The 16,123-nt window shown below is 47.6% G+C and carries 13 protein-coding genes; 12 read left to right on the top strand and 1 reads right to left on the bottom strand.

Annotated features, from left to right (window positions below; translation table 11 throughout):
- Window positions 1-100 precede the first annotated feature (100 nt).
- From J0L70_RS02125 to J0L70_RS02080, 10 genes are all read left to right on the top strand, one after another.
- On the top strand, window positions 101-847 hold the full coding sequence (locus J0L70_RS02125; protein ID WP_287452890.1) for a PEP-CTERM sorting domain-containing protein: 747 nt from the start codon (window positions 101-103) through the stop codon (window positions 845-847).
- Between the two features lie 159 nt (window positions 848-1,006).
- Window positions 1,007-1,810 (top strand): NIDO-like domain-containing protein, encoded by an 804-nt coding sequence (locus J0L70_RS02120; protein ID WP_287452889.1) that lies wholly within the window; start codon window positions 1,007-1,009, stop codon window positions 1,808-1,810.
- A gap of 108 nt (window positions 1,811-1,918) precedes the next feature.
- Complete coding sequence (crtA, locus tag J0L70_RS02115; protein ID WP_287452888.1) at window positions 1,919-2,776, top strand: cyanoexosortase A; 858 nt, start codon at window positions 1,919-1,921, stop codon at window positions 2,774-2,776.
- 2 nt (window positions 2,777-2,778) lie between these two features.
- A complete protein-coding gene (locus tag J0L70_RS02110) occupies window positions 2,779-3,465 on the top strand; it encodes a cyanoexosortase A system-associated protein (RefSeq protein ID WP_268180702.1) in 687 nt (228 codons plus the stop codon).
- A gap of 40 nt (window positions 3,466-3,505) precedes the next feature.
- Entirely contained in the window at window positions 3,506-4,231 is a 726-nt protein-coding gene (hpsJ-A, locus tag J0L70_RS02105; RefSeq protein WP_268180700.1) for an HpsJ-like protein, cyanoexosortase A-associated, read from the top strand.
- A 74-nt stretch (window positions 4,232-4,305) separates the two neighbouring features.
- Window positions 4,306-5,160, top strand: a complete 855-nt coding sequence (locus J0L70_RS02100) for a hypothetical protein (RefSeq protein ID WP_287452886.1) — start codon at window positions 4,306-4,308, stop codon at window positions 5,158-5,160.
- 89 nt (window positions 5,161-5,249) lie between these two features.
- A complete protein-coding gene (locus J0L70_RS02095; protein ID WP_287452884.1) occupies window positions 5,250-6,575 on the top strand; it encodes a glycosyltransferase family 4 protein in 1,326 nt (441 codons plus the stop codon).
- Between the two features lie 114 nt (window positions 6,576-6,689).
- A complete protein-coding gene (locus J0L70_RS02090; RefSeq protein WP_287452882.1) occupies window positions 6,690-7,367 on the top strand; it encodes a PEP-CTERM sorting domain-containing protein in 678 nt (225 codons plus the stop codon).
- 229 nt (window positions 7,368-7,596) lie between these two features.
- Window positions 7,597-9,330: a polysaccharide biosynthesis/export family protein gene (locus tag J0L70_RS02085; protein WP_287452881.1), complete on the top strand. Its 1,734-nt coding sequence runs from the start codon at window positions 7,597-7,599 to the stop codon at window positions 9,328-9,330.
- 57 nt (window positions 9,331-9,387) lie between these two features.
- Entirely contained in the window at window positions 9,388-11,562 is a 2,175-nt protein-coding gene (locus tag J0L70_RS02080) for a GumC family protein (RefSeq protein ID WP_287452880.1), read from the top strand.
- Window positions 11,563-11,819: 257 nt separating this feature from the next.
- Here J0L70_RS02080 and J0L70_RS02075 read toward each other — a convergent pair whose 3' ends face one another.
- Window positions 11,820-14,213, bottom strand: coding sequence for a helix-turn-helix domain-containing protein (locus tag J0L70_RS02075; RefSeq protein WP_287452879.1), 2,394 nt, complete (start codon window positions 14,211-14,213; stop codon window positions 11,820-11,822).
- 169 nt (window positions 14,214-14,382) lie between these two features.
- Here J0L70_RS02075 and J0L70_RS02070 point away from each other — a divergent pair, with 169 nt between their 5' ends.
- Window positions 14,383-15,315, top strand: coding sequence for a ferritin-like domain-containing protein (locus J0L70_RS02070; protein WP_287452878.1), 933 nt, complete (start codon window positions 14,383-14,385; stop codon window positions 15,313-15,315).
- A gap of 12 nt (window positions 15,316-15,327) precedes the next feature.
- Complete coding sequence (gene uppS, locus J0L70_RS02065; RefSeq protein WP_017290359.1) at window positions 15,328-16,113, top strand: undecaprenyl pyrophosphate synthase; 786 nt, start codon at window positions 15,328-15,330, stop codon at window positions 16,111-16,113.
- Window positions 16,114-16,123 lie beyond the last annotated feature (10 nt).

The raw sequence follows: 16,123 nt of genomic DNA, 5'->3' as shown, positions 1-16,123 counted from the left end.
CGCTCAGGGTGATGCTAGGCGAATGACCTCTGCTCATTGCATCTATTCAGCAGGGACGTTCACGCAGATGCAATTTAATGATCATCACTTAGGGCAAGTTATGTCTTTCAATTTGTCAACTTCAATTCAGCGATTCGGGCTGGCTGCGGCTGGAACTGCGATCGCGACGCTTGGCTCGATCGGTTCTGCTCAAGCATTCTCAGTTACTGAGCTGAGCGCTGCTAATGGTCTTCCCAACCTTGTGGATGCAGGTCAAACTGTAAACACAGCCCGCACCCTTCCAACCCCAGATCCTAACAATTCAATCACGGGAGCAATTCTGGCAAACGGAAATATCGTTTCTGGCGTAAGAAGAGAAGATGGTGCTGACCTGTATCGATTTGTCGTTTCTAGTCTGAATCAGCTTTTTACGGCATCTGTTGCCCCGACTGGAAGTTTCTCAGGCAGTATTTCTTTTGGAAGTTTCAATGTTAATGTTCCAACGATCAATGTTGGGCTTACTGATCCGAGAATCTATCTCTTTAGAGCATTGAATAGTGGACAAGTGGAACGGGTTGCTGGAGGCGCAAATGCAATCTCGCAAACCTTGATTACCGCTGGAACTTACTTTTTGGGAATTGCAGGTCCAAATTATGTTCCGACATTCGGAAATGGCGCAAGCGGCGTTTTAGGTTGGACGGGCACGCGCACAACAGGCGCTTACATTGCTAATTTCAATTTGGCTCCTGCTCCGAATCCTGTGCCTGAACCATTCACGATGTTGGGGGGTGCTGCTGCTTTGGGTGTCGGTGGCATGATGCAGCGGAAGCGCAAAAAGCGTCAATTGGTAGCCCAGAAAGTGGACTAACTCGATTGAATCATTGCGATCGCTTCAACTATTTGCGATCGCACATCAGGGTGTTCTATCAGGCGAATAACAGATCGACGATCGTGTTCCAAACTTTGCAGCACGATCGCGATCCTATTGCGGGTTCATCCTGATGTTATCTTGGTTTGGGGAAATCTCATGAGGGTTACGTTAAAGCGATCGTTAATGTCGATCGCGCTGTCTCTATTTACGATCGGCAATCTCAGTTCATTCACTGCGTTAACTGCTGTATTAGCAGGCATTGGGATTCTCAGCACACTGCAAAGTGCGTCTGCACAAACAATTAGTGGAGATGGCTACACGGCAACTAGGTTGACCTATAGCTTTGAAGATATTTCTTCAACTGGTACTGGTATCTTAGCGAATCAGGACAATAACACTAGTTCGATTAAGCTGCCATTTGTCTTTAGGTTCTTCAACGTCAACTACAACACACAAACAGACCTCTTCATAAGTACAAATGGATTGCTATCTTTTGGTAGCGCATATCCAAATGCAAATAATGAGAGCTTGACTAGCTTATCTACACCTATTCCACCTACAATCGCAGTACTGTGGGATGACTTGACATTTAACACAGCCACTAATCCCGATGCAAACCGAGTCTACTATCAGACACTTGGCTCAGGAAATAGCGAAAGACTTGTCATTCAATGGGATAAGGCAGGAGTTGTAGGTGAAACTGGAACGAATAAGTTGATTACATTTCAGGCAATTCTCTACAAGAACGATGACAAAATCCGGTTCAATTACTTGGATACACTTGTGAGTCCTGGTTCACCTGCTAATGCTGCGGGTCTAGCGACTGTTGGAATCAGTCATGGTCAAGTCGGCGGACAAAGGCTTCAGTGGTCTTACAATACTCCATTCTCTAGTTATCAGACATCCATTTGCTTTAATCGTGGTGTCACCAACCCTGCCACTCCTGCAACTTGCCCATAGTTCAGTCATTTCAGCAGATTTTCTACGCCAAGTCGCGTAAGTGTCCCAGATTGACCCTATCCGCATCTGCACTGCTATCTAGCAGCCTGTTCTCGGTGAGATTCCCTCATGAAACTTGTACTCTCTGAACCTACTCAACTACTGCGAATTCCGAAGTACTGGCTCCTCGCGATCGGTGCAGGTCTGATGGCAATCCACCTCTCGCTGGTTTGGCAAGGAAACCTACCTGAATTTCAAGGGAATGCTTTTGTATTTTGGGCGGCGGCTGTTTCACTGGTGTGGCGAAAACGTGACGATTTAGTATTCAACAGTAGTATTCTTGCTAGTTTGGTCGGATTTGGGTTAATCGCGATCGCACTTCTCCGGATTCACATCTTACCCGATCTAGGACTGTTCCTGAGACTGTTCCCACTGATTACCGGACTCGGTTTAGCGCTGCTTGCGTCAGGATTCAAACATCTGCGATCGTACTGGCGGGAATTTGTTGTCTTTATTCTGTTAGCATTGCCGCCGACTGCCTTAGCATTTATCGAAATTTCTCCAATCACTGCCCGATTTACAACTCTCCTGCTCTGGATTTCAGGCTTTGAAGTACAGCGGCAAGGAGTCTATATCATGCTGTCAACCGGAGCCTCGATCGAGGTTTATCACGGTTGTTCTGGCATTGTTGTGATTCTGCAAGTACTCAAATTCGTCGGTTTAGCTTTTTTGATGTTTCCAACCACTTGGATACAGCGAATGATCTTGCCAATTGTTGGAATTGCGATCGCGTTTCTCACCAATGCGATTCGAGTTGCGATCCTAGCAGTACTCTCGGCTCCCGGAAATGGTGAAGCTTTTGGCTACTGGCACGATGGCAATGGATCACTGGTCTTTTCGATGATCGCAGTCTCGATCGTCGGAGCAATTTGCTATTTCTGGCTGATGCAAGAAGAATCTGATCCTGAAGAATGGGAGGACTGGTAATCATGCAAGATCGTATTCCTCAAAACTCGGCTCGCATCGGATTATTAGCACTCACATTCTTAGCCATAACTTTAACATTCGGCAGAACTTTAATCCTGACGAAACCAACGGCTCCCAGTATAAATAACCGGGCGATCGAACTACCCAACACGATCGCGCTTTCAGGGTGGCAAACCATTGACAGTCAACGCATCACCATTCCTAACCTCAAAGATCAAGATGCGATTCCGAATCGGCGCTATCGCTATCTCAAAGATGGCACTCCGATCGAGGTAACGGTCTACAACTTTGCAAGCAGCAATGGCGATGTCAAACCCACCCTACAATCTCTCACTGATTACCTCAAAAGCAAAGCGCAACTTGAACTCGACATCCGACACAAATCCCAGGTTGGATACTATGGAGTCTTTGTCGAGCAGCAACAAGCGCACTTGAGTAGTTGTATCAACGGTCGAGGCGAAAGTACCTTCACTCATTTGCAGTTTCAGCGCAATCGCAATCTCGATGTTTTCTCAGAGCGTCCCTTTCTCTGGTTAGCCGGACTGTCCGAACTGCGCGATACTCGCTGTTTGCTGGTTCATTTCCAAACCCCGATACAAAACAAGTCCCCAGAGCAAGCCTATCAACTGCTCGAACAAGCTTGGACAGAGTGGTATCAGTGGTGGCAACCTCGCCTGCAAAGTTTTTAGGGCTGCATTCTCACTCGTTTATTCTCAAAAACTCTAACCTATGAAATCTCAAGACTCTTCAGAATTATCCTCGATCGCTGCCTTTCGTATTGTTGGTTACGGTCTGATCATTTTCGCGATCGTCGATTGGCTCAATATTCTGTTTCCGGTTCGCTGGCTTGATGTCGCTTGGACGTTTAACTCTATTGGTGCGATCGTTGAACGGGTCGCTGTCCCCTTGCTGGCATTACCCCTGGTGTTTTTTGGCGAAACCGATTTGCGGCAGCGCTGGGAAAAAGCGATCGTCAAACTTCTATCCTGGGGATCGCTAGTTGCAAGTGTTGTGTTCCTCTTGATGATTCCGTTGCTCTTGATGTTGACCTTGCGCCTCAATGTTCAAAATGCTGCCCAACTCAACAATCAAGTCAATTCCCAAATTAGTCAGCTTCAACAGCTAGAACAACGAGTCGGTAGTGCAAGTTCACAAGATCTGAACGCCCTGCTTCAAAACCTCAATCGTCAAGGCAATCCTCCTGCCAACGTCAACACACCGACAGACCTTAAAAATCAGCTTCTCACCGAGGTGGAGCAAGTTAGAAATAACGTGAAATCTCAAGCTGAGACAGCAAAATCGAATCAATCTACTGCCTTGTATAAGAGTGCCATCAAATGGGGTATCGGTGCATTTGTTTCTAGCGTCTTATTCTTCTCACTATGGCGCTTTAGTAGCTGGTCAAGACGCAAACGCCGTACAGGATTGCGCGCTACTGCGAATGTTGGCGGTTAAAAGAATTTTAGTCTCAATAGTTCATGTAAGTTACGAAATAGTCAACTGCTTGATCGCCCCCATATACAATAATAATGATGAATTCTCCACACTATTTAGCGGTCTTTCATCAACTGAACCTGAGTTCTGATGAACAAGCATTGTTACACGCTGTTGTTCATTCCGCGAATCTGAGATGTCCCGAAACAGTGACTCAGGCTTCGCTAGTAAGCGCGATCGCGACTTTCTCGCGACCGACTCGAATTCTACAATGCTCATTCCGCGAATTGTTACAGATTTCGGATAGTCTCAATTTAATTTTGCAGCAGCCAGAACATTGGGCACATCACCAAATCTGTCGGAATCGCCATCAGCAAGTTTTTCACGAAATTCAAGCACGACAGACGCGGTTTGAAAAGCTCGGTACTCGCCTTCAGACGAATTTACAAACCATTCGATCGTTGAACATGAAGCTTTACGATCGCGTTTTTGCCAAGATCAACTTTGATTTACTGTTAGAACGAGTGTTAGACGGCGACGAAACTTCGCTTCGTCAGGAATTATCGAACTATCAACAAGTGATTCACGAGTTCTACGAGGAGCTAATGCTGCGACAACTTGCTCCGATCGCTTGTCATAAGAACAGACTTCTTCGGAGAACCAAACGATTAGAGTTCTTCTATGAGTATCTTCCAGTTTTGAGTCTGATTCTCACAATGTTTGCTCTAAAACCTTGGTTCACTTGGACTTGGGCATTCATCGCCGCAATGTTTATTGTGGGTCCAATGATGATTTGGTTTGCTTATCCAAAGCGGTGTGCGCTAAGGACTTGGGCGAAGCAGTCGCTTGAAGCTCAGCAAACGACGATCGCTCAAGGCAGAAGTGATTTGACTGCTCAAGAAGCCCAAGTTCTAAATCTACTACGAATGACCGTAGAGGGTTCAATTTAGACAGTATTTTCGCACTCAGATTGTCATACGTTTTGTCACGTTCCGCCCCAGTTGATTAGATTTCTCGTTCCCAAATAAGGTTTGATTGTATGACAAGAAGAGGCACGACTGTCCCAGCGCCCGCTCGTTCTTTGGAACTTCCACCTACTCAAGTTCAGTTTTCAATTCTGACGCAGTTCTTCCCTCCAGATTTTGCTGCAACCGGACAGCTAATCGAGGAATTGTCTCGTAACTTGCAACCAGAAGGATTGTCGGTGCAGGTGTTTACTGGACAACCTGGTTATGCGTTTAGTCGATCGCAAGCGCCTGCGATCGAGCGATCTCATCAGCTTTTAGTCCGTCGATCGCGAACGGCTCAACTGTTTCCCAATCGGATTCGTGGCAAGGCTTTGAATGGGTTAATGTTTGTTTTGCGATCGGCATTGTATTTACTGCGATCGCGCAATCGGGGCGATTTGTTAATGCTAACGACTGCGCCACCCTTTTTGCCCATTCTTGGTTTCCTAGCAAATTGGTTGTTTGGGATACCTTACATCTGTTTACTTTACGATCTTTATCCAGATGTGGCAGTGGAGCTAAATATTAAACCTGCGAATCATTGGATTGTGCGGGCATGGGATGCAGTGAACCGACGAGTTTGGAAACGTGCGACCCGAATCATTGTGTTGAGTTCTTCGATGAAAGCGCGAATTGTCGCGAAATGCCCTGAAGTAGCTGACAAAATTGCGATTATTCATAGCTGGGCTGATCCGAGTTTGATCACACCGATTCCGAAGCATGAGAATTGGTTTGCTCAAGAGCATGATTTAGTAGATAAATTCGTGGTGCTGTATTCGGGCAACATGGGGCGGTGCCATGACATTGAAACGATCGTGGCAGCCGCTCAAGAGCTTCGGGATGATCCAGTTCAGTTTTTGGTGATTGGCAGTGGTGCTCAACGCGATCAATTGATTGAAAAGCTCGATCGATTAAACCTGCACAATTTTAAGCTCTTACCCTATCAAGATAAGGCGGATCTTCCGTTCTCATTGACTGCGTGCGATTTGTCGCTCGTGAGCGTGAAGCCTGGAATGGAAGGGATTGTAGCGCCGAGTAAGTTGTATTCTGCTTTGGCTGCAAGTCGCCCGATCGCGGCAATTTGTGAGGAGCATTCTTATCTTCGATCGATGCTGGATGAAGCGGAGTGTGGAGCTTGTTTTAGTAACGGGGATGGAATAGGACTCGCGAATTTTATTCGGAGTTTGGCGGCGAATCCGAAGTTAGTTGAACAAATGGGTCGATCGGGACGACGCTATATGAAAGCTCGGTTTACACCTGAGATCATTGCTCGACAGTATGCGAATGTGGTGTATCAATCCGTTCTCGATCATGAAGACTTGAAGTATTCTTTGCCATCGGTTCCTTCAGAAGCGTAATTTGAACGATCGCACCTCTACAAGACTCCGCGATCAATCATTTGGCACAAAAGTTTTCAGGGTGAGTTTGCCATAGGGAGCATCAATTAAACAACATGAAATGGAGATTCATTTATGAGATTTAATTCTGTTTTGCCGATCGCGGCAGCAGCAGTGAGCATTGCAATGACCACAGCAGTGAAACCTGTCTCCGCATTTACGGTTGGCTTTGGTAATATCACGACCAATAATGGTACAAACTCTAGTGCTGTTTCTGGGCAGTTCACTGCTGACATTACTAGCATTGCTTCAGGTGTGCAGGTTCTCTTCAAAAATGCTGGATTGATCGCATCTAGCATCGCAGAGATTTATTTTGATGATCAAAAGGGCTTGCTCAGTGCGCTGGCTCCATCAGGTATTAGCCCTAGTGCAGGTGTCGAGTGGGAAACTGGTGCTAATCCAGGAAGCTTGCCGTCTCAAAATACTGCGAATCCACCTTTCAACACAACCAGTATCTTATCCTCGCAAGCCTCTGGCAACAACCAAACTGGTATCAATCCTGGCGAGAGCTTAATTCTTCGTTTTGCTCTGTCAGGGTCAAACACGTTTAGTGGAGTTCAGGATGCTTTTGGCACTGGTGCTCTGAGAATCGGACTTCATGTGCGTGCCATTGGTGGCGCGGGTAGTGATAGCTATGTATCAAATCCGAATGCTGTACCTGAACCCTTCACAATAGTTGGTTCTGGTGTTGCTCTCGGTGTCGGTGCCATGATGCGGAAGAAGCAACAGAAGAAAGAGAAATCAATCGGTTAACGCTTCTCTGAAAATTGAACAGTTGGAAGGATCTGGATTTCCAACTGTTTTTCGTTGCAACTTTGTAGCGTATTTACACTCAGAACCCTTCTGTCCCTTCATGAAAACTTTGTAGTTTTTCGATCGCTTCATCCTGATAAACCCGGATCACCCTTGTATCAGTACCCAGTGAGGAAAGTCAGTATCAAACTTTGCTTATTTCGCTCAGGCTTAACGAGTGGTTGAATCTATGCAGTCTACTCCTGTTCGTGTTTCTGTCGCTGTTCTCGGTACTGTCACCGCCCTGACCGCTTATGGTTTGGGACGTACTAGCGCGAGTACTGCGGACACTTCTCAAACTCCATCAAACAGTCCAACCAAACCGAAATCCTCAGCGGTGTCCGTTCAACCTGTTGATTCGATCGCAATTCCAGAAACGATCGCGGCTATTTCTGAAGCCCAAACGTTTCAGTTCACTCCACTTCCATCCACTCATAAGCAAAATCAGCCGCCACTCAAACCCGCCTCACAGCAAAATACACCAGTTCAACCGAAAATTTCTCGCATCCGAGTCGATCAAATCCCGATCGATCAAATTATCGCTGCATCGTTACCCTCCCAATCCGTACCAAAACCCAAAGCAAAACCCAAAGCAAAACCCGCAAAACCCCTCGCCGTTCGACCCTCAAGTCCGCTTCCTGTTCAGAGCACTCCAGAAGTTCCCGCCACTCAAATCGATGATGCGTCTTATACCCTCGGAGCAGGCGATCGCATTCGAGTCGAATTGTTCAACGTTCCTGAATACAGCCGCGAGTATCAAGTCCTCGTCAATGGCATCGTCAATCTGTATCTCGTTGGACCCTTATCCGTGCGCGGAATGACTCCACTCCAAGCCCAAGCCGCGATCGCTGCCAAATACGCCCCGATCGTTGATCAGCCGAGAATCGATGTGACTTTACTCGCAGCACGTCCTGTAAGAGTTGCGATCGCAGGAGAAATCAATCGTCCTGGTACTTACGTCCTCACCACTCAAGAGAACAGTAGCTTTCCTACACTCACACAACTGATTCAGCAAGCAGGCGGCATTACCCAAGCGGCAAATGCTCGTAAAGTCGCGATTCGCCGTCCTCAAGCGGGTGGCACTGCTTTGACCATTCAAGCCAACCTCTGGGAACTCACACAAACCGGCGATCTACGGCAAGATCTGACCCTGCGAGACGGCGACAGCATTGTGATTCCCACCAATACAGACATTAACCTCGCAGAAGCCTCACAACTCGCAACCGCTAACTTTGCAAGCGATAGTAAACAAGCACTCAATATTACTGTCGTTGGTGAAGTAATGCGACCGGGACCGATCGTTCTCGCTGCCACGACAGGAGGACTACCTACACTCAGTCAAGCCATTCAACAGGCTGGAGGCATCACCGCCCTTGCCAATGTGCGCGAAGTTGAAGTTCGTCGATCGACTCGCACTGGAACCACTCAAACCAAGCGCCTCAATCTGTGGCAACTCTTATCTAGTGGTGATGCCACTCAAGATCTCGTGCTGCAACAAGGAGATACGATCGTCATTCCAAAAGGAACTGCGCTCACTGCTGCGGAAGTCACTCAAGTTGGTGGCTCTACCTTTGCGCCAACTGCAATTCGAGTCAACATCGTCGGAGAAGTCGAATCTCCTGGAGCCGTCCAAGTTCCTCCCAACAGTCCGCTCAATCAAGCACTCTTATCGGCTGGAGGCTTCAATCGTCGCGCCAATCGCCGATCGGTTCAACTGCTCCGACTCAATCCAGACGGCACGGTATCGCGCCAAGCTATCGCGATCGATTTCGCCCGTGGTATAGATGAAAAAGGCAATCCCATTCTGCGGAATAACGACGTGATTTTAGTCGATCGTTCTGGTGGCGCAAAACTCGAAGACAGCTTGGATCGGGTCGGCGGGTTTCTTGGAAAAATCTTACCGTTCGGCTTTTTCCTACGTTAGTTCACCTGTGCAAATGCTCATGTTCCACCTTTGTGAATTGTTTATCCATCTTGCCCCGTGAAAAACACCAACTCCTCCCCCGCATCTGCTGAGGCGAATGGGAAGTTACTGCCGATCCTGACTTATCCCTCGACTTCTGCTCCCCCGACTGAAGAGGGAGGTTGGAGCCTAGCACCCATTCTTGATGTTGTGCGACGACGTGCGATCGTCATAGTTGGGGTGGCAAGTGTCGTCTCTGGCATTAGTTGGTATCAGTCCTTTACCAGACAGCCAACGTATAGCAGTGCTTTTCAATTGCTGGTTGAGCCGATCACTGATAATCAGGCATTGCCCAGACTCACAGGAGCAGCTAATCCTAGCGGCTTGGACTACCGATCGCAAATCCAAATTCTTCGCAGTCCCAAAATTCTAGAGCCGATCTCACAAAAAATTCAGGCACAGTATCCCGGATTTAACTATGGAGTATTGGTGTCCGGACTCACAGTGACACAGCCTCCACAATCGAAACTTATCGAAGTCAGCTATCAAGACTCAGATGCTCAAAGAGTCAAGTTTGTACTGGATAAAGTTGCCGAAGGCTATTTGCGGTATAGCCAGCAAGAGCGACAAAGTAACTTGCGTCAAGGCGTTGAGTTTGTCAATGATCAACTCAAGACAACACAAAATCGCGTTGATGTCCTACAGCGTCAACTTCAAGCTTTTCGTCAGCAAAATACGATCGTTGATCCTCAAACGAAATCGGGTCAGGTCGATAGTCAACTGACTGCTTTAGAACAACAACGATTAGAAGTGAGTAATCAGCTTGCGGAAGTGCAGCAGGCTTACAACAGTCTTGCAGATCAATCGGGTGCAAGAGTCGCGTTATCTCAGGCTCAGTCTTATCAACAATTTCTAAGTGAACTTCAAGCGCTAGAGCGTCGAATCGCGATCGAGCAAGCTCGTTTCCGAGGTGATAATCCTACCTTAAATGCCTTACAGAAACAGCGCGATCGATTGTTACCCCTGCTTCGTCAAGAAGCGGGTCGGGTGTTAGGCGATCGACTTTCTGCGATCGAGAGTCAAATGGCAATTCTACGAGTCCGACTTTCTGCGATCGACAATGCGACTCAGTACTGGCAGCAACAAGCTCAACAACTCCCAATCACCTCGCGTCAATTCACCGATCTTCAGCGCGAACTGACAGTCGCTACAGAAAGCCTTAATCGCTTGTTGCAAATGCGAGAAATGTTCCAGGCTGAAGTCGCTCAAAAAACGGTTTCCTGGCAGTTAATTACTCCGCCTGGCAGTCCCCAAGTTCCGCTAACGTCTACCCCTCAGAACTTACTGGTCGGTGCACTGACCGGATTACTTGCAGCGGCAGCGGTTGCCTTTCTGCTCGAAAAACTCGACAACACATTCCGATCGTCCTCTGATCTAAAAAGGCAAGCAAAACTACCCCTACTCGGAGCAATTCCTCACTATCCCTCGCTATATGAAAGTTCAGGTTGGAGTGCTATGCTCAATCGCTCCAATGCTGCTAACTCTTCAATGCAGTTTCTATTTTCTGAGGCATTTCGATCGCTCAACACCACAATTCGTCACCTCAACGCGAAATCGCCCAGAAAATCGATCGTCATTAGTTCAGCTCAATCCGGAGACGGCAAATCCACGATTTCTCTGTTTCTTGCTCAAGCGGCGGCAGCAATGGGACAAAGAGTTTTGCTCGTGGATGCGGATCTTCGCAGTCCTCAAATTAGCACCTTGTTAGACCTGCCCAATCAGATAGGCTTGAGCGATCTATTGCTCGACAATTTCGACTTTAACAGCGTGATTAACCCGATTACACCTCAAGCGCAAGACGGAAGTGCCCTAATGCGAATTGCAGGTCGGGGTGGATTGTTTGTGTTGCCTTCTGGACCAATTCCGGACGAACCCACTGAATTGCTTTCGAGCCAAAAAATGCAAGTTTTAATGGAGGATTTACAAGCTGCATTTGATCTAGTGATTTATGACACACCTCCGGTTCTCAACCTTGCGGATAGTAGCCTACTTGCCTCCCAAGCAGGCGGACTGATTCTGGTTGCGACTTTGAGAAAGACCATTCGCTCCGCTGTGATGGATGCGATCGAGAATCTAGAAACGGCTCACATTCCAATTTTAGGGATTGTTGCGAATGGAACACGCGGACAAGCTTATGGAATATCCCAAGGCTATACCGAACGTCCAGTTGCGACCAGTGAGATCGAGAATTAAACAATTCTCTGCTTCGATGCTTCTGAAACTCCCAAATATCAAGAAATTGTGACAGAAGTCATCCTAATCGATTGGGGGAAATTTGGGGTAAAAGCTTATATTAAGCGATGAAACCCTTGATATCTCGATCGATCTAGAGGTCTGCAAAACCTCTACCCCCAGTTTGAATCTGGATGCTGCCTTTGAAAATATAAGGCTCTAGAAATAGATTCTAGAGCCTTATTGAATGTCTATCATCCTACGCTTGCAGAAGCGCTTTAGCGATCGTCAAATCGAGTTTGCGATCGAACCTTTTCGACTTGCTTCGTTGCTTGCATTTGTCCAAACAGCCGTAATGCCTGTTCTAAAGAGTTCTGGCACAGTTGAGATCGACCACTTGCTTGATAAGTTAATCCGAGTTGGAAATAGGCGTTTGCTAAATCACACATTGCTCCAATCGTTTCAAGTAGGGCAATTGCCTGCGTGTGGTACATCAGTGAAGCATCTAAAGCATTTTGGCAGCGACAAAGTTCTGCAAGTCCACTCAGCGTCTTTGCTTTGACTTGGGTGTAATGACTTTCCTCTGCAAATTCCAGGGCGCGATCGTACATTGCCTTGGCTCGCTCAAATTCTCCTAGATTCGTATAGGTTTGCCCTAACATTTGAATGAAATAGGCGAATCGTCCGCTTTGTTCGACTAATTTCTCAGTGACGATCGATTGATAAGCTGCTTCTGCTAAGTGATAAGCCGCCTCAAATCGTTCCAAATAGGAATAGGTCAGGGCTAAACAGACGGCTGCTTTTTCTGCCCAGGGATGATGAGCGGTGTTCTGCGCCAGATCAATCACTTGCTGGAAGGATTGAGCCGCCATTTCTAATTCCCAAAGATCCATCTGATAGAGTCCGATGCTGAGCAGAGCATCAACTTTTAGCATTTGGAAGTAGTAAGCGGTGTGCTGACTGGATGGGGCAGCAGAACGTTTTTGCTCAGCAGTCCCAATTAGAGCGATTGTTTTTTCCTGACAAGCGATCGCGTCTTGAATGCGACCCGTAATCCAGTACAAATCTCCCAGAATATTGTGAAGTTCGCTGAGTTTGGCAGGATTTTCAAGATTCGGAATCACTTGCACGATCGCGCTTAGAACAGGTTGTAACAATCCCATTCGGTAAAGCGTACTGCCGAGGGGTAAAAATTGCCGCCATTGATTGGTGCGGCTTTTGAGAATCACACCCGCTGCCGCTTCAAAGTCCTGGATCTCAATGTAGTGGTAGTGGGCTTGCAGGGCTTGTAGCGCGTCTTGAACAGTCTCGATCGTCAAAACCTGAGTCGTCCAAAATTCTGCGGCTTTGCGGTGGGCGATTTCCCAATCTGAACTTTTTCGCAGTCGAGCGATGGCTTCGGCTTGAATGGCAGGATGCAGCCAGTATTTGCCATGTTCGCACTCGACTAGCGATCGATTTCGCAATGAGGTGAGTACCTGTCGTTGTTGATCCGGGGGCACATCCCAGAGCAAACAAAGCATTCCTTCAGAGGGAATGGCTGGGATTTCTTGATAGCGATAGCATCCCAATCGACAGAGCAACTGATAAGCAACCGGATCGAGAGCTTGCAGACGATTGATCTGACTAATCACAAGATTTTTCAGATCTCGCGTTGCCAGCAAGTCCTGCCGATGTTCCTGCCAGTAGGCTGCCATGTCTCGATCGAAGTCTTCGCGAATTGCACCGCATAAAATCCCCATTGCTTTGGCATTCCCGCCATAAGCTCGGTGCATCTGCTCAAGTGTCACAGCATCGATCGACATAGAGCGGCTGAAAAAAGTTTGCCATGCGGTGAGGTCGAGTCGAGGGAGACGATAGTGTTCGACTGCTAAATCAGGCTCACACAAACGATCGCGACTCGTGATCAGAGTAACTGCTTGCACTCCGGCATCGGTTAGAACTCGTAGCAATTCGACATAAGCTCGATGCGGTGGAATCAGTCGCCCTTCTGAATCGAGTGCAGGTTCGAGATTGTCAATCAAGATTCCGATGCGCCGTTGGTGCAGTTGGCGCTTTAAGCGTCCGAGCGAAATTCCGTATTCCGATCCGGCTTCTTGTTGAAAGTCTTGTTTTAACCACTCTTCGACAATTCGTTCAGCCGAAGTAATGTTCTGGCTTTCTTTAGCGATTAACAATTCCAGCACTTGTTCAAACCCCTGGGTCTGGAGATAGTGCTGTGCTAGCGTTGTTTTGCCTAAACCGCCTTCACCTTGAATGACAATGACTTTGCAGCCTTGCTGAATCAGACGATCGAGATCTGCGATCGCACCTTCACGCCCTAGAAGATTGCTTGATCTGCGATCGTCGATCGGAGACGGTGCAGGTAGAAATGTTGCCGAAACCTCAAATAATGGCTGCGAATACTGCGCTAGCACTGCTCGACAGGTACTTTTAGTAATTCGCTCACCCAATAGCCCAGACAGCAATTTCCAGAGATGGGCACTCACATCTTTAATGTGTCCCTCTGTGTAACCCGAGTGCGCTGCAATCTCCAAATATTTTTGCCCGCGTAGCACCTTGCTCAGAATGTCTCTTTGTAAGACGCTAAGACGTTTCCCGGTTTTTCGAGCGAGTAGCTGATCCACCCACGCCAGTGCAGTTTCAGCTTCCATTGCGGAATCATTGATCAAGAGTTCTATCCATTCTAATCGGTCGGGCTAGTCTCTGTCTCTCCCTCCAACTTTCCGACTTTTCCGACTTCTGCACAGATTCAATTCCCGACTCTCACCGACTGACACGAACCAGCGGGATTGCTTAGGCTGTAGGCGACCGAAACTGAATCTACTACAAAATTACTTTATGACAATTGATTCTCCACTGCTGCATCACACTCCATCAAGTTCTGATCTTCAGCCGCATTTACGGGAACTGCTCAATCATTATTTTTCGATCGCTCACTTAAACGATCGGCTTCAGGACTTACCCCATCAGTTTCATCATCCCCAACCTCGCCCTTGGAACTCGATCGATTGGCAGGCGATCTCTGTTAATCAAATTGTTGGCATCGATCCTGAGGTATTCCTGTCAATTTTAAGGGGTGCAATTAACACAGAAGCGCCGATTCGAGACTACACCCAAACCAGTCGCCAGTATTTAGAACCGATCGATGCTCGGATGGCTCGCTTTGTGGGCGGAGTTGTGTCGGCAGACGGGAAATTGCTCGAACCAGGTCTTTGGGAAAAAGAAGAGCGGCAGCACACGCCTGCATTGCTGAAAGTTTATACACAACTCACGTCTGAAAAACCGATTGTCGAGCCTCACACAGTTCGAGCTTATCAATCGGTGAGTGATCCCGCGATCTCGCTTTACCGTCACGGATTGCATCGAGTGGCAACAGAATACGGGGCAGCGTGTCTTTACCTTTGGCTGATGGCACAGACGACCGGAGCTTTACACGCTGTACTACATGAACTGTTACTCGACGAAATCAACCATATGGCAAAGTTTTGGGGCTTTGGTGTTTGGGCATATCCTAACTCATCGTTACCGCGAGTGGGATGGAGTTTACTTCAAACCACAAAAGGACGAATGACGTATCAACGCGATCGCAGCAGTTTAGTCGGTACGCTCGATCGCATGACTCAGGTACTAGCCTGGCAAACTTGGTCTGCGAAAAATCGATGGACGTTTGCATTGACCTGCATCCAAGCGCTCCATCTCTTGGGTCGTTGGAATCGAACGCTTACGCCCACATTCTTGCAAGATGTACTGGGTGCAAGCCCGTGTTACTAGGGAGATTGAACGATGAGTAGTCAAGACTTTTCAAGCTTACCTAAGAATTTAGATCCGACACGACTGCCTTCCCATATTGCAATCATTATGGATGGGAATGGGCGTTGGGCAACGCGACGGGGGTTGCCTCGCTTCGCTGGACACCGTAAGGGAGCGAATGCTCTAAAAGAACTACTGCGCTGCTGCAAAGATTGGGGAATTCCCACTCTGACTGCTTATGCCTTTTCTACCGAAAACTGGAACCGTCCCCGCTCAGAAGTTCAGTTCCTCATGAATTTGTTTGAACAACTCCTCTGTCATGAACTGGCAGAAATGCAGCGCGAAGGAGTCAAAATTACCTTTATTGGGGATGTCTCCAGTCTTTCTGCCTCGCTCCGCCAGGAGATGCAACGGACTGTACAGGAAACGGCTTGTAATTCTGCGGTTCATCTCAATGTTGCAATCAACTATGGAAGTCGTCACGAACTGGTGACTGCCTGTCGTCAGCTTGCTCAACAGGTGCAGCAGGGAACGTTAGATGCTTCAGATATTGATGCTTCTCGACTAGAGGAACAGCTTTACACGGCAGGAATGCCTGATCCAGATTTACTGATTCGTACGAGCGGCGAAATGCGGCTTAGTAACTATCTGCTCTGGCAAATGGCTTACACGGAACTGTATTTTACTGATGTGCTGTTTCCCGACTTCGATCGATCAATGCTGCATGATGCTTTAGTACAGTATCAAAACCGCGATCGTCGATTTGGAAAGATTGCCTTGACTGTGCCGCAAACCCTAGTGAATGCGGTCTCAAACTGAAGTTCGATTG

This window comes from Leptolyngbya sp. UWPOB_LEPTO1, from assembly GCF_017302695.1.
Taxonomy (GTDB): domain Bacteria; phylum Cyanobacteriota; class Cyanobacteriia; order Leptolyngbyales; family Leptolyngbyaceae; genus Leptolyngbya; species Leptolyngbya boryana.
This window is presented reverse-complemented; position numbering and strand designations above follow the sequence as displayed.

What these genes read in the sequence shown, in the direction of transcription:
- hpsJ-A (WP_268180700.1), top strand. Translation starts at nt 3,506, where the DNA reads ATGAAATCTCAAGACTCTTCAGAATTATCCTCGATCGCTGCCTTTCGT.
- J0L70_RS02125 (WP_287452890.1), top strand. Translation starts at nt 101, where the DNA reads ATGTCTTTCAATTTGTCAACTTCAATTCAGCGATTCGGGCTGGCTGCG.
- J0L70_RS02100 (WP_287452886.1), top strand. Translation starts at nt 4,306, where the DNA reads ATGATGAATTCTCCACACTATTTAGCGGTCTTTCATCAACTGAACCTG.
- J0L70_RS02095 (WP_287452884.1), top strand. Translation starts at nt 5,250, where the DNA reads ATGACAAGAAGAGGCACGACTGTCCCAGCGCCCGCTCGTTCTTTGGAA.
- J0L70_RS02120 (WP_287452889.1), top strand. Translation starts at nt 1,007, where the DNA reads ATGAGGGTTACGTTAAAGCGATCGTTAATGTCGATCGCGCTGTCTCTA.
- J0L70_RS02070 (WP_287452878.1), top strand. Translation starts at nt 14,383, where the DNA reads ATGACAATTGATTCTCCACTGCTGCATCACACTCCATCAAGTTCTGAT.
- crtA (WP_287452888.1), top strand. Translation starts at nt 1,919, where the DNA reads ATGAAACTTGTACTCTCTGAACCTACTCAACTACTGCGAATTCCGAAG.
- J0L70_RS02085 (WP_287452881.1), top strand. Translation starts at nt 7,597, where the DNA reads ATGCAGTCTACTCCTGTTCGTGTTTCTGTCGCTGTTCTCGGTACTGTC.
- uppS (WP_017290359.1), top strand. Translation starts at nt 15,328, where the DNA reads ATGAGTAGTCAAGACTTTTCAAGCTTACCTAAGAATTTAGATCCGACA.
- J0L70_RS02110 (WP_268180702.1), top strand. Translation starts at nt 2,779, where the DNA reads ATGCAAGATCGTATTCCTCAAAACTCGGCTCGCATCGGATTATTAGCA.
- J0L70_RS02090 (WP_287452882.1), top strand. Translation starts at nt 6,690, where the DNA reads ATGAGATTTAATTCTGTTTTGCCGATCGCGGCAGCAGCAGTGAGCATT.